This window comes from Flavobacterium sp. AC105, assembly GCF_979258495.1.
In genome coordinates, this window is sequence record NZ_OZ409860.1 from 4,750,219 (window position 1) to 4,764,906 (window position 14,688).

General features: G+C 34.1%; 12 protein-coding genes. 9 read left to right on the forward strand and 3 right to left on the reverse strand.

Annotated features, from left to right (window positions below; genetic code table 11):
- Nucleotides 1-29 precede the first annotated feature (29 nt).
- Together ACZ0AH_RS19595 and ACZ0AH_RS19600 are read right to left on the reverse strand one after the other, a co-directional pair.
- Nucleotides 30-1,631 (reverse strand): ATP-dependent DNA ligase, encoded by a 1,602-nt coding sequence (locus tag ACZ0AH_RS19595; RefSeq protein WP_463477445.1) that lies wholly within the window; start codon nucleotides 1,629-1,631, stop codon nucleotides 30-32.
- Entirely contained in the window at nucleotides 1,628-2,656 is a 1,029-nt protein-coding gene (locus tag ACZ0AH_RS19600) for a ligase-associated DNA damage response exonuclease (RefSeq protein WP_463477446.1), read from the reverse strand. Before ACZ0AH_RS19600 ends, ACZ0AH_RS19595 begins: the two co-directional genes overlap by 4 nt.
- Nucleotides 2,657-2,846: 190 nt before the next feature.
- Between ACZ0AH_RS19600 and pruA the strand changes: the two genes are divergently transcribed.
- From pruA to ACZ0AH_RS19620, 4 genes are all read left to right on the forward strand, one after another.
- On the forward strand, nucleotides 2,847-4,472 hold the full coding sequence (gene pruA, locus ACZ0AH_RS19605) for an L-glutamate gamma-semialdehyde dehydrogenase (RefSeq protein ID WP_463477447.1): 1,626 nt from the start codon (nucleotides 2,847-2,849) through the stop codon (nucleotides 4,470-4,472).
- Nucleotides 4,473-4,619: 147 nt separating this feature from the next.
- Nucleotides 4,620-5,468, forward strand: coding sequence for a hypothetical protein (locus ACZ0AH_RS19610; protein WP_463477448.1), 849 nt, complete (start codon nucleotides 4,620-4,622; stop codon nucleotides 5,466-5,468).
- A 21-nt stretch (nucleotides 5,469-5,489) separates the two neighbouring features.
- Nucleotides 5,490-6,653 (forward strand): thiol-activated cytolysin family protein, encoded by a 1,164-nt coding sequence (locus tag ACZ0AH_RS19615; RefSeq protein WP_463477449.1) that lies wholly within the window; start codon nucleotides 5,490-5,492, stop codon nucleotides 6,651-6,653.
- A gap of 518 nt (nucleotides 6,654-7,171) precedes the next feature.
- On the forward strand, nucleotides 7,172-7,903 hold the full coding sequence (locus ACZ0AH_RS19620; protein WP_463477450.1) for a hypothetical protein: 732 nt from the start codon (nucleotides 7,172-7,174) through the stop codon (nucleotides 7,901-7,903).
- Between the two features lie 82 nt (nucleotides 7,904-7,985).
- On the opposite strand, the gene rsmG is transcribed toward ACZ0AH_RS19620, so the two are convergent.
- Nucleotides 7,986-8,615: a 16S rRNA (guanine(527)-N(7))-methyltransferase RsmG gene (gene rsmG / locus ACZ0AH_RS19625; RefSeq protein WP_463477451.1), complete on the reverse strand. Its 630-nt coding sequence runs from the start codon at nucleotides 8,613-8,615 to the stop codon at nucleotides 7,986-7,988.
- A gap of 107 nt (nucleotides 8,616-8,722) precedes the next feature.
- Between rsmG and ACZ0AH_RS19630 the strand changes: the two genes are divergently transcribed.
- The 5 genes from ACZ0AH_RS19630 (at nucleotide 8,723) to ACZ0AH_RS19650 (ending at nucleotide 14,634) form a co-directional block, all read left to right on the forward strand.
- Nucleotides 8,723-9,820, forward strand: coding sequence for a fatty acid desaturase family protein (locus ACZ0AH_RS19630; protein ID WP_463477452.1), 1,098 nt, complete (start codon nucleotides 8,723-8,725; stop codon nucleotides 9,818-9,820).
- A 73-nt stretch (nucleotides 9,821-9,893) separates the two neighbouring features.
- Nucleotides 9,894-11,084 carry a pyridoxal phosphate-dependent aminotransferase gene (locus ACZ0AH_RS19635; protein ID WP_463477453.1) on the forward strand — a complete coding sequence of 397 codons (1,191 nt, stop codon included), beginning with the start codon at nucleotides 9,894-9,896 and terminating at the stop codon, nucleotides 11,082-11,084.
- A 375-nt stretch (nucleotides 11,085-11,459) separates the two neighbouring features.
- A complete protein-coding gene (locus tag ACZ0AH_RS19640; RefSeq protein ID WP_463477454.1) occupies nucleotides 11,460-11,918 on the forward strand; it encodes a ferritin-like domain-containing protein in 459 nt (152 codons plus the stop codon).
- 127 nt (nucleotides 11,919-12,045) lie between these two features.
- The gene (locus ACZ0AH_RS19645) at nucleotides 12,046-12,624 is read left to right on the forward strand and encodes a hypothetical protein (protein ID WP_463477455.1); all 579 of its coding nucleotides are present in this window, start codon (nucleotides 12,046-12,048) and stop codon (nucleotides 12,622-12,624) included.
- Between the two features lie 135 nt (nucleotides 12,625-12,759).
- Nucleotides 12,760-14,634 carry a peptidase U32 family protein gene (locus tag ACZ0AH_RS19650; RefSeq protein WP_463477456.1) on the forward strand — a complete coding sequence of 625 codons (1,875 nt, stop codon included), beginning with the start codon at nucleotides 12,760-12,762 and terminating at the stop codon, nucleotides 14,632-14,634.
- Nucleotides 14,635-14,688: the final 54 nt, after the last annotated feature.

Sequence of the window (14,688 nt, forward strand, 5' to 3'; positions counted from 1 at the left end):
TGTTTTTGATATTTCTTAATTATCTATTATTACGAAATCATACTTTTTAGATCTTCAATAGAATTTGCTTCGTCGATTTTTTTATCATGTCGCCATCTCAAAATTCTTGGAAAACGTGTTGCAACGCCGCTTTTATGTCTTTTTGAAAGTGCGATTCCTTCAAATCCAATTTCAAAAACCAATTGTGGCGTAACGCTTCGAACCGGACCAAATCGTTCTAAAGTGTTTTTCTTTATAAAATCATCTACTTTTCTAAATTCGGCATCGGTTAAACCGGAATACGCTTTTGCGAAAGTCACTAGTTCTTTTTCGCCGTTGTCATTTGTTTGCCAAAGCGCAAAAGTATAATCGGTAAATAAGTTCGAACGTCGCCCGTGACCTCGCATGGCGTAGGTTAAAACGGCATCGATTACGAGAGGTTCTATTTTCCATTTCCACCAATCGCCTTTTTTTCTTCCTACCAAATAAGCCGAATCATTTCGTTTTAACATCAAACCTTCGCTTTTCATTTCGCGGGCACGCATTCTTTCCGTTGCAACGTCTTCCCAGGAATGGAGTAAAACTCTTTCTGATAATTGAAAATGTGGCGTTTTATCTTTTATGGCATCGTATAATTGTTCTAATAATAATCTTCTTTCTGAATAAGGTAAATGTCGAATATCTTCACCTTGCCATTCTAAAATATCATATGCTTTTAGTATTACCGGGACTTTTTCGAGCAAACTTGCTGATATTGTTTTACGTCCGATTCTGGTTTGCAAATCATTAAAAGTTCCGATTTCATTTTCAGTAAAAGCCAAAATTTCTGCATCAATAACGGTTCCGTCCGGAATAATTCCAACAAAAGATTGAAACTCAGGATATTTATCGGTTACCAGCTCCTCGCCTCTTGACCAGACATAAATTTCGTTTTCACGGATAATGGTCTGCGAACGAATTCCGTCCCACTTGTGTTCTATAGACCAATCTTCTGGATTTCCTAAATTGTCGACTTCACCTTCAATAGGATACGCCAAATAAAACGGATATGGTTTTGATAAATAATCGCTGCTTTTTTCGTCTAAAATTAATTCCTGAAAAGTGATTGTATTCGGATCCCAATTTCCCATTAATTTATAAGCCAACGCATCTTCGTCAACATCTTCTGCTTTAGAAAGAGCTCTTGTCATTAATTTTTGACTTACGCCGATTCTTAAACTTCCGGTAATTAATTTGGTAAAAACAAAACGTTCGTAATAATTGAGTGCTAACCAGTTTTCGTGTAAATATTTCTTTTTTTCTGAATCTGTTTTTCTTCTTAAAGCAATAATTTCCTGAAGATATTCAGTTAAACTTTTATCAGAATGTTCTTTTGTAGTTGGAATTATCAAGGCAATTGTTTCTGCTAAATCTCCAACAATATGATAACTTTCTTCAAAAAGCCACAACGGAATATTTGCCAGTTCATTTGCCCAAAGACGCAATAAAGTCGTATTAACAGGTCTTGGCGGACGACGATGCGAAAGAATGGCAATGGTCCATACTTTATCTTCCGGCGATGCATTTTTAAAATACATCGTCAGCGCATCGACTTTTACGTTCGTTTTATTAGAACTGTCAAGTGTTTTTATGAGTTGGGCAAAATTTTTCATTCCTGGATTTCTTTTTCTACAACTTCTTTTTCCATTTCTGCCGTTTCGCCTTCGTATTGCGTTTTTTCGGTTCTGGCATCGTAACCAATTTCTCTTAAATATTTAGAAAAAATATCCGTATAACCGTGTGTGCAAATTACTTTTTCTGCTCCGGTTGCTTTTATGCTATCCAATAAAGAATACCAATCGCAATGATCGCTTAAAACAAAACCTTTGTCAATGGCGCGTCTTCGCCTTGCTCCGCGAAAAGCCATCCATCCGCTTGCAGAACCTGTTACGAAAGGCGTCATTTTTCTGATCCAGGTACTTCCGTGTGCGCTTGGCGGTGCGAGAACAATATTACCAAGTAAATCTTCTTTTTTGGTTTCGTACGTAACTAATTTTGTTGGCGGAAGATTAATTAACGGGCGCACGACATTGGTCATATTTTCGATCGCGCCGTGCGTATATATTGTTCCAAGATCTGTATCAAGGTATTTTAAAAGGCGCTGTGCTTTTCCTAAGGAATATCCAAAAAGAATAGAAGTTTTTCCTTCTGCTTTGTTTTCTGCCCACCAATTATTGATTTCTGTAATAACTTCGGCTTGCGGCGTCCAGTTAAAAGCGGGCAATCCAAAAGTACATTCGGTTATAAAAGTGTGGCATTTTACAACTTCGTACGGAACAGAAATTCCGTCATCTTCTGTTTTATAATCTCCTGTAAAAACCCAGACTTCTCCTTTATATTCTACCCGAATTTGTGCACTCCCGATAATATGTCCGGCGGGATGCAATGAGAATTTTACGTTGTTGATTACAAAGGTTTCGTTCCAGTCTTTTCCTGTCACATTTATTTCTCCTAACCGATGACGAATAATAGGAATATTGGTATGATGTGTTATATAATTCTGATTTCCCCATCGTGCATGATCAGAGTGACCATGTGTTATAATCGCATTTTTTACCGGCTTCCAGGGATCGAGATAAACATCGGCCTGCTGGCAGTAAATTCCTTTGTCATTAAAAGCTAAAAGAGGTACTTTCATAATATTATATTTAGACGATTCTTTCGGAATACCCTCAAATTTAATTATTTATACCAATATGAATTTTATAACCTAACGAGATTAGTTTATTTAATTACAACTTTTTAATAATGTATTGTGATATAATCAAATTATCATTTGTACTTTTGTATAAAATTAAACAATTCGTAATTTTAAAATAATTTACCCCATGTTAAAAGGATTCTTTCATGTACCAAAAGCGGTAAACGAGCCTGTTAAAAGCTACGCACCAAACTCACCAGAAAAAGCAGCTGTTCAGGCGGCGTACACTTCAATGTGGAACTCTAAAATTGATGTTCCATTATACATTGGTAGTGAAGAAATCAAAACTGGAAATACAAAAACTATCTCAGCGCCTCACGATCACAAACATATCGTAGGAACGTATCATTTAGCTGAAAAACAACATATTGAAAAAGCCATTGCAAATGCTCTTGAATCAAAAAAAGCATGGGCAGATATGGCATGGGAACAGCGTGCTGCTATTTTCTTAAAAGCTGCTGAACTTATTGCTGGTCCGTACAGAGCGCGTATCAACGCAGCTACAATGATTGGGCAATCTAAAAACATTCACCAGGCAGAAATTGATGCTTCCTGCGAATTGATCGACTTTTTACGTTACAACGTAGAATTTATGACTCAAATTTACAACGATCAGCCAAAATCTGATTCTACAGTCTGGAACCGTTTAGAATACAGACCTCTTGAAGGTTTTGTTTACGCTATAACTCCATTTAACTTTACTGCTATTGCTGCAAATCTTCCTGCAAGTGCTGCAATGATGGGTAATGTTGTGGTTTGGAAACCAAGTGATAGTCAGGTTTTTTCTGCAAAAATTATTATTGATGTTTTCAAAGAAGCTGGTGTTCCTGATGGCGTTATCAACGTTGTTTTTGGAGATGCTTTAATGATTACGGATACTATTTTAGCAAGTCCTGATTTCGCCGGAATTCACTTTACAGGATCGACTCATGTATTTAAAGATATCTGGGCTAAAATTGGTGCAAACATCCATAATTATAAAACATACCCAAGAATTGTTGGCGAAACTGGTGGTAAGGATTTTATCATTGCACACCCAAGCGCTAACGCAAAACAAGTGTCTACAGGAATTACTCGTGGAGCATTTGAATTTCAGGGACAAAAATGTTCTGCTGCTTCGAGAGCTTATATTCCGCAAAGTTTATGGCCTGCTGTAAAAGAACAATTAATTGCTGATGCAAAATCGATGAAAATGGGTTCTCCGGAAGATTTCGGAAACTTTATTACAGCGGTTATTCACGAAGGTTCTTTTGATAAATTAGCTGGTTTTATCGATCAGGCTAAAAAAGATGCTGATGCTGAAATTATTGTTGGTGGAAACTACGATAAATCAGTTGGATATTTTATTGAGCCAACAGTTATTGTAACTACAAATCCAAAATATACTACAATGGAAACCGAATTATTCGGCCCCGTTATTACGATATATGTGTACGAAGATGCAAAATGGGAAGAGACTTTAGAATTAGTTGATACTACTTCTGAGTATGCTTTAACAGGAGCTGTATTTAGCCAGGATCGTTATGCTATTGAAGTAGCTACTACAAAATTGCAAAATGCTGCCGGTAACTTCTATATTAATGATAAACCAACAGGAGCTGTTGTAGGCATGCAGCCTTTTGGAGGAGCGAGAGCTTCCGGAACTAATGATAAGGCTGGTTCTGCATTGAACTTATTGCGTTGGGCTTCTCCTAGAACGATCAAGGAAACTTTTGTAACTCCGGAAGATTACAGATATCCGTTTTTAGGTTAATAATCTGATTTTAGATTTATAAAAAACCCGCAAACTTCATTTTGAAGTTTGCGGGTTTTTCTTTTTTATGCCTTATTCTAATAGTTTGTGAATTTATTGTGACTACGGTAAAAAAGAATAATACGTTCCTTCATGAAAAATTAAAACATGAAAAAATACTTATTCTTTATTTGTTTAACAGCACTGGCCTCATGCAGTGAAAACGAAAGTTCATCAAAATCAGAAATTCAAAACAACAACGCTAATTTTACTTTAACCAAAGACATTAATCGTGTTGATTGGAGTAATATTCAAGTTGGCGAAACTTTAAAATTTGATGTAACGATTAATGATTTTGATTCTAACTCTGATGTTGTTTATATCCTGAAACCTATAACACGGTCTGCTATAACCCATCAAAGAAATAAACTTGATTATAATTTTCAGGAGGAAATCAAAATTCCTTTAGATATTTCTTCTACTACGGGCGATCAAATTACGCAGAAAGAAACAAGAGACAGCATTATCATTAAAACATCAAAATCTTCTTTTTTTCTTTCCATTTTAAAACCGGGCAATTTTATACATCAATATGAATTGAAAAAAATGAGAGGCAATAAATATGTTGCCGGCTCTACTCAGGAAATTTCCTTTTTTGCAGTAAAAATAGATGCATATACACGAAATGAACAAACAGATAATGCAACCATGTTTTCAAATTCGAAACATAGCCGTTATTATGAATTTACTATTGATGATGGCGACCAATCAAACGATACTTATTTAACGGATAGTGAATCTAAAGAAAACACTTATACGGCATTTTATAATGGAAACAAATATCCTGGCATTGTCTCTATCGATAAAGTTCTAACATTTAGTGATAAAGTAAATACCGAAAAAGGAGCGCAAATAGTTCCTACATGGATATTGTCAGAATTAAAAATAACACAAAAAAGAAAAGGTGAACCTGATAACATCATCACTTATAACAACTTAAATATCAGCCAAAAATAATAATACAAACAAAAATTGATTATGAAAAACAAAATGAAACAGACTACATTTTTAGCATTAGCAATAAGTGCAGCACTATTTACCTCATGTAGTAACGATGACAATAAGGACAACAAAGGAGGCGATTTAAACAACCTGCAACCTGTGGTCTTTGCCTCAAAATCTGATAACGTAATTAGTTCAAAGAAAACAGGTGCACAGGAACTAAACCCAACTACGGGTAATAATGAATATGTATATCTGACTACAGTTGAAAAACAAACAACCTTATCGCCGCTTTCTATAATAAGCGAAGCAAATTTGGATGTTATTTATCCGGGAAGTATTTTGCGCGGTTCAAGCTTCATGAATGCAACTTATGATCCGCTTGTATTAAAGAATGCTTTTAAACCTGTTACTTTATCAATGTCTTTAAGAGGCGATTTATCTGTAAGTGATTACGCACTTCCTGTACCAAGCGAAATTAGGAATACTATTAATGGTTTAGTCAGCAAAAATAAAAATCTTATTGACTATGAATCCATTCCGACCTATTATGAATACCAAAGCAATGAAATTACAACTGAGGATAGTTTTAAGAAATCTCTAGATGCTCATTTAAATGTAAATGTTTTAAGTGGTTTGGTAAAAGCTAATTTTGGTTATACGCAAAATAGCGGTTCAAGCATTACTGGTTCTTATATAATGGTAAAAGTAAGACAACGCTTATACAGTATGACAATTGATCCTAAATACTATAGTGATTGGATCGATGGAGATATTAGTGCAAACAATTTTGGAACACATGAACCTGTATATGTTAGTAATGTTGATTATGGCAGGGTTGCTTATTTATTAATAGAAACATCTAAAAATGAATCTTACAACAATACAATGGTTAAAGCCGCAGTTGGTGTCGCATTAAAAGTTGTAGATATCGGAGTAGATGTAAATTATTCAGAAGAGTTTAAAAAATTATTTGCTCAAAATAAAATAAAAGTAATGATTGTAGGAGGACCATTATCATTAGGAGGAAAAGTAACTGATTATAATAGTTTTGTAAAATTTTTACAATCTCCTGATAATTCATCATTAGTTGGATCGTCTGCACCAATATCTTATAAAATACGCCGATTAAAAGACAACACTGAAGTTGAAGTAAAAGATATGTACACCACACAAATGAAAGAACTTAAAGCAAATTAATCCAATAAAAAAATTGTAAACTAGCCAATCTATAAAGATTGGCTTTGTTTTAAATCACAAAAGCAATCTCAATTTTTGTGATACACAATTCTTTCTCATAATAAGCCAAAAATTTTAACACTAATTTTGTAGAATATATTTTACATTTGCCTTTCTGAAAAATTACTTCTTATAAAGTAACTTATTCAAAAAGAATAATTTGTAAAAAAAATTTGTAAATATTAAATCAAATATTGTACATTTATCATATAAATATTACAATTTAACTATTTTTATTATTTTGTAGTCTTTTTCTTATTATATTGATCCTCAACAATATACGCCCGTAAAAAATCCTATTCTACCATTTTAAAAACTTATTCTATCATTTTAAAGATGAGGTCTCTTATAAATTTGTCCTTTCTTTAATTACATAATCAAAATGTAATTAATTGAAATAATTTGTGTGTTTTAAAATCAAAAACAGGCAATATATTACAAGTATAAAATAATAATTCACTGTAAACTAAGAGATGCTTATGAAAAATTTAAAAACTACTCCGCAAATAATTCTTAAATCAAAAAGCATTGGACATCCAATTGATTTTAAATGGAATAGGAAAAAAATGGAACAATTATTAGATCCATTAGAAGGAAATGAAGAACTGGAAAATGCATTAGCCAATATTAATCATAAAGCTTCTGTTGGTCTTACAGCTGCATTATTAGAATGGGTTTATTGGCGTTTTAAAGGGTATACCAAAACTACTACCGATACACAAAAACGTATTGAAGCACTTTGGTGTTCAATCGAAAATCTTGACAATACAAAACCATTAGATTTTGATACAGAATTAAACGTACCAGTTTCAGGTTGTGTAAATGGACCTTTATGGATTGCACTTATGAATGTAAGAATGATTGATGTGAGATATAGAAAAGGATCTTACTTTATTCAAAGCGAAATTATTGGCTTAGTTTTATTAGCGCGCCATATTACACCTAAGAAAAAAGTTTTTGACAAATGGTTTAATAAAACTATTACTGAATTAAATAGTTTATTTCCTTGTCCGTATTCACATACTAATCTTGATGAAAGTGACGAAGAAATTTATGATTCATCAAATGAACCGGTAATTACTCGTGAATTTTTCTTTGATCCAAAATTTGAATATACAAATGAAGAATCTGTAAAAGCTATGGAGGATTTTATTGAAAATATAGATCACAAATCAAATCCATTTTTGCACTTATCAAGAGAAGCATCTTAATTATTAATTCATCATTTGATAGTAAGCAAAAACCCGACAAGAATATAATTATTGTCGGGTTGTTTTTCTAATTTGAATGCGATTAAAACGTAAACTTCAAAGGTAAATGCACTACTTTTTTGGTTTCAAAAAATTCATCTTCAAAAATATCTGCTAAATCATACAAAGTTGCTTTGGGGAAATCCTTAAGCTCTTCAGATAAATCCCCACCTTTTAAATATAAAATACCATTTTTCAGGGTGTGTTTATGTTGCTTTTTAATTTTATTCTTAATCCAGGAAACAAAATCCGGCATATTTGTAACGGCGCGGCTTACAATAAAATCAAAATCGCCTTTTACATTTTCTGCACGTAATTGTTCTGCCTTAACATTTTTTAATTCTAAAGCATCCACAACTCCCTGAACTACTTTTATTTTTTTTGCAATAACGTCAATCAGGTAAAAGCGTGTTTCCGGAAAAAGAATCGCCAGGGGAATTCCAGGAAATCCTCCGCCAGTTCCAACATCCAAAACAGTTGTTCCCGGTTCAAACTTCATGATTTTTGCAATTCCAAGCGAATGCAAAACGTGTTTTGTATATAAGGCATCAATGTCTTTACGGGAAATAACATTGATTTTTTCATTCCAATCATGGTATAAAAAGTCTAATTTTTGAAATTGTTCGATTTGAATGGCACTCAAATCAGGAAAATATTTCAATATCTCATCCATTGCTCTAATTTTTTAACAAAAGTACTACTTTACAGTTGAAATATTTAACTCAATTTTGCAAATTGAAAATTTATAATAATTACCTTTGAAAACTATTTAAATCAATTATGAATAACACTGCGCCTACATTTGCTAAGCAAGACAATCTGAAGTTCTTCAGAACACTTAACTCACGAGTAAACAATTACTTTAAGGAGAATAACATTCAGAAAACCGGAAACTGGAAGCTGCACTTAAAAGCCGTTATTCTTTTTGCTGTTTTTCTAACTCCTTATTTTTTAATACTAACTCTTGATATGCCATTTTGGGCACAATTGTTACTAAATATTCTTATGGGAGTTGGAATGGCCGGAATTGGAATGAACGTTATGCACGACGGGAACCACGGATCTTACTCTTCTAAATCATGGATTAACAAAATTATGGGCGGAAGCATTTATGTTTTGGCCGGAAATGTACACAACTGGCAAGTTCAACATAATGTTTTACACCATACATACACTAATATTCACGGTCATGATGAAGATCTTGACGCCGGTAGAATTATACGTTTTACACAAAATGCCGAATGGCATCGTTTTCATAAATTTCAACATTATTATTCTTTCTTCTTATACGGATTATTGACTTTTAATTGGGCTCTAACAACTGATTTCAAGCAAATGAAAAACTATCTTAGAAGAAAATTATCCTACGGAACTCCACAAAGTCCAGCCAAATTATGGACTGTTTTGGTAATCACAAAAATAATTTACGTTTTAATCTGGATGGCTTTGCCAATGATTTTAGGCGTAACATGGTGGAAAGTCGTTATTGGATTTTTTGTAATGCATTATACTGCAGGATTAATTTTAAGCATCGTTTTTCAATTGGCACACGTAGTAGAGGAAACGTCAAATCCTGTTCCAAACGAAGAGGGAGAAATGGAAAATACATGGGCTATTCACCAATTATACACAACGGCAAATTTTGCTCCAAAAAACAAAATAGTTAATTGGTTTACCGGAGGTTTAAATCACCAGATCGAGCACCACATTTTTCCACATATCAGTCATATTCACTACGGAAAAATTGCTGAAATTGTAAAACAAACCGCAATCGAATGCAACTTGCCTTATCATGAATTCAAAACGATGAGAGGTGCTGTTATAGCTCATTACAAGCATTTGAAAGACCTTGGAATGAAGCCTGAATTATCAGTATAAAACTAAAAAAATCTATTAATAATTAACCTTCCTTAATTACAGTTGAAAATTAAGGACATTCAAAAATTTTATAATGAATCACATTCTTTCAGACAGAATTAACAACTTAGCGACGTCACAAACATTAGCAATGGCTGCTTTAGCACGTGAATTAAAAGCGCAGGGAAAAGACATTATCAGTTTAAGTTTAGGAGAACCTGACTTTAATACACCGGATTTTATCAAGGAAGCCGTTAAAAAAGCAGTCGACGAAAATTACAGCACCTATTCTCCGGTTGAAGGTTATTTAGAATTGAGAGAAGCAATTTGCCGAAAATTCAAAAGAGACAATGATTTAGATTACAAACCAACTCAAATTGTAGTTTCTACAGGAGCAAAACAATCTTTATACAACATTGCACAAGTAATGTTAAACGATGGTGACGAGGTTATTTTACCAGCACCTTACTGGGTTTCTTATTTCGAAATTGTAAAGCTTTCTGGCGGAGTTCCCGTAGAAGTTCCAACATCTGTAGATACTGATTTCAAAATCACACCAGAACAATTAGAAGCTGCCATCACACCAAAAACAAAAATGATGTGGTTCAGTTCTCCTTGTAACCCATCTGGATCTGTGTACAGCAGAGAAGAGTTAACAGCTCTTGCAAAAGTTTTAGAAAAACATCCAAATATATATGTAGTTGCCGATGAGATTTACGAGCACATCAATTTCTCAGGAACTTTCTGCAGTATTGGTTCTATTCCGGGAATGTTCGAAAGAACAATTACAGTAAACGGAGTTGCAAAAGCATTCGCCATGACAGGATACAGAATTGGTTATATTGGAGCGCCGGAATTTATTGCAAAAGCATGTACAAAAATTCAGGGACAAGTAACTTCAGGAGCAAATTCTGTGGCACAACGCGCTACAATTACCGCTGTAGATGCGGATCCAAGTGTATTAAACCACATGGTTCAGGCTTTTCACGAACGCAGAGATTTAGTTGTTGGACTATTAAAAGAAATTCCTGGCGTAAAAATCAACGTTCCGGAAGGAGCATTTTACGTGTTCCCTGACGTTTCTTCTTTCTTCGGAAAAACATTAAGAGGAACTGAAATTAAAGATGCAAACGATGTTTCTATGTATCTTTTGGCAGAAGCAAACGTAGCAACTGTAACAGGAGATGCTTTCGGAAACCCGAATTGTATTCGTTTTTCTTACGCAACAAGCAACGATATTTTAAAAGAAGCTTTACGCAGAATCAAAGAAGCTTTGACTGCATAACTTCATAAATAAGTTTTATTAAAACGGCTTAAGGTTCAAAGTTTCATCACTTTATACTTTAAGCTGTTTTTTTATGCAATTATTTTGGGCGTGCCCAGCCGAAAAGGCGGTCGGGCTATTCGCTACAAGTCCTCGCTCTTGCTTCGTCCGGCTGTTGGGCCTTTCGCATCTATCCCTCACGCAAAATGGTAACAAGAAATTTTAGTTTTTACTTTAAAATAAATCTTTTAATTTTCCACATCTGAGTGAAGATAATTTTTGTCTTTCAAAATTCCCATTCCAGAATTTTATAAACAACCAATATAATTCTGTAAAACATAAGGCTTTACAAAATCCCATCTTTGTATTATACATTAATTATAAAATTTAAAGATCATGATACATACAGATGAAACCACAAAAGAAGCAGTTAGTACTTTAGAAGGATTAATTGCAATTTTAGAAGATGGAAAATTAGGATACACCAATGCTGCAGAACACGTAAGCAGTCCAGCCATAAAAACTGATTTTTTAGATTATGCTCGTGAACGTGCATTATTTATTGTAGAAATACAAGACGAAATCAACAAACTGGGAAAATCAACTGATACAGCCGGCGGAGGTCCATTAGGAGCTTTACACCGTGCATGGATTGATATTAAATCTTCTTTTACAAGTGGAGATACAGAAGCGATTATCAATGCTTGTATTACAGGAGAAGAAGCTGCTATTGAAAAATACAAAATGGCTTTAGAAAAAAATGAACTTGAAGCGAGTCAAATTGCAATTGTTTCAAAACAATTAAACAGTATTCAAAATACTTTGACTAAAATCAAAGCGAAAAAACTGTCATAATATTTGGCACTATTTTTTTGAAAGTGAAAACTACTCCGTTATTAAAACGGAGTAGTTTTTTTGTTTTATAGAAATCTAAAAAATAAATGTTATTTTCGTTTCAATCATTAACAAATCAAACCACTTTATGAATCTAACTTTACGCAACTCTCTTTTAATTATAATCTTTACTTTATTTTTTTCTAATCTGACAAAAGCCCAAACTGAAGGTAATTCCATAAAAGCCTCAATAGGTTTTGGATCAAGTACTTCAAATTATGAAGAAGAAGATCCGGAAATCATAGATGGTTCTGGTTTATATCTACAGGGAGAATATGTATTTGGAATAAAAAAATGGTTTAGTGTGAGACCATATGCCGGAATAATTATAACATCAACAGATGAAGATAAGGTAAAGAATCCAGAAGGCTACAAAGTTGAATCTAAAGCCTTTTTTCTGGGAGGAAAAATTAGACTTTGCGCTCCAATACCCTGGGTTGCTCCTTTTGTAGAAGTCGGTATTGGTACATCAATAGGCTCTTTCGAAACTTATATTCCAGGTTTTCATGCAAAAGAGAAGGGAGCACAAGTCCATATTCCTATAGGTTTTGGGCTTTCAATTGGCCGCAAAAACAATATAGAACTTGGAGCTTCTTTCTATGCACAACCATCTGCCGAACAATCTTTCGGAGGATTCACGGCAGGATTTTCTTTTCCAATAGATTAAAAATCCCATTTATCATCATTCCATATAACCTTACTATTTCAAAAAAAGTCACTTCAGCATTAGTAAACTCGAATTATTTATAAGAACTTTGCAAACTTTTTTGCGTGAATACCACAAAAGCCTAAAGTTCTAAAAATGAAGAAGAAAATTGAAATATTAGCTCCTGCTAAAGATTTAATTGGAGGAATGGCCGCCATAAATAGTGGCGCCGATGCAGTTTATATTGGAGCTCCACAATTTGGAGCGCGTTCTAATGCCAACAATTCTATTGAAGATGTTGCCGCTTTGGTACAATATGCGCATTTATTTAATGCTCAGGTTTTTGTAGTAATGAATACCATTTTGTACGATAACGAATTGGAAACGTGTCGCTCAATGATCTGGGAATTATACGAAATTGGTGTAGATGCCCTGATTATTCAGGATATGGCGATTATGGAAATGGACTTACCTCCTATCGTACTTCACGCCAGCACACAAGCCAATAATCGTGATGCCGATAAAATTAAATTCCTAAAAGATGCCGGAATCAAACGTGTGGTTTTAGCCCGCGAATTGAACTTGCATCAAATTAAAACAATATACGACGAGGCTGATGTAGAATTAGAATTTTTCGTAACCGGAGCTTTATGCGTTTCTTTCAGTGGAAACTGTTATATGAGTGTCGCCAACGGAGAACGCAGCGCCAATCGTGGTTCTTGCGCACAAAACTGCCGTTTGCCTTATAACTTAATCGACGGAAACGGAGAAACTTTAATCAAAAACAGTCACTTACTTTCGATTAAAGATTTAGATATTTCAGATCAAATTCCGAATTTGATTGAAGCCGGAATCGTTTCTTTTAAAATTGAAGGACGCTTAAAAGATGTTGTTTACGTAAAAAACAACGTTTCATTTTTACGTCAAAAATTAGACAGTTTTTTAGAAGGTGAAGGAAGCGACAAATACATGAAAGCTTCTTCTGGAACTTGCACCTATACTTTCGATTCTTCTTTAAACAGAACTTTTAACCGCGGTTATACGGACTATTTTGTAAACGATAGAAATCATAGTATTGGATCTTGGGAAAGCCCAAAATCAAAAGGACAATACATCGGTAAATTAATCCGAACTGTTGGAAACGCTTACGAAATCGAAAACGGCGAATTACTAAACAACGGTGACGGACTTTGTTTCATCAACGAAAATAATGAAGCTGACGGAATTTATGTAAACAAAGCCGAAAACGGTAAAATTTATCCAAATGTTTTAAAAGAAGTAAAAGACGGAACTTTTATTTATAGAAATAACGATGCCGCTTTCATCAAAATTGTAGAAAGAGAAGATAGCGCCGTTCGAAAAATCAGCACAACTTTATTGCTTACCGAAAATGAAACTGGTTTCGAATTAATCGCAACCGATGAAGACGGAAATGTAAGCATCGTAAATTTAGAACACTCAAAAGAGCAGACTAAAACTGGCGAATCAATCGAAGAAAACATCAAAACGCAATTGGCAAAAACAGGCTTTACACCCTATACAGCCAATGAAATTAACATCATGTTTTCTCAAAACTGGTTCCTTCCTATTTCAAAAATTAACGAAATGCGAAGAACAGTTTACGATCAGTTAACCGAAATTCGTTTGAAAAATTACAAACGCGAAGAACATCAAATAGTAAAAACGTCACATCCGTACCCTGAAACCAAACTTGATTTCATGTACAATGTTTCGAACAAAACCGCTCGTAAATTCTACGAACGTCACGGCGTAACCGAAATCGAAAAAGCATTCGAATTGCAATGGGATCCAGGGAAATCTCGTGTTATGACTACTAAATATTGCATCAAATACGAATTAAAAAAATGCCCAATACACCAAAAAGACATCATGGGTGTTAAAGTAAAAGAACCATTGGTTTTAAAACAAGGCGAGTTGGAATACAAACTAAAATTTAACTGCAAACCCTGCGAAATGGAAATCTGGGAAAAAGATGCCGAATTCGAAATCGAAGAAGATCATTTTCATTAAGAATATTTAACCGCAAGGTTTTTTTACCGCAAAGAGCGCAAAGAATTACGCAAA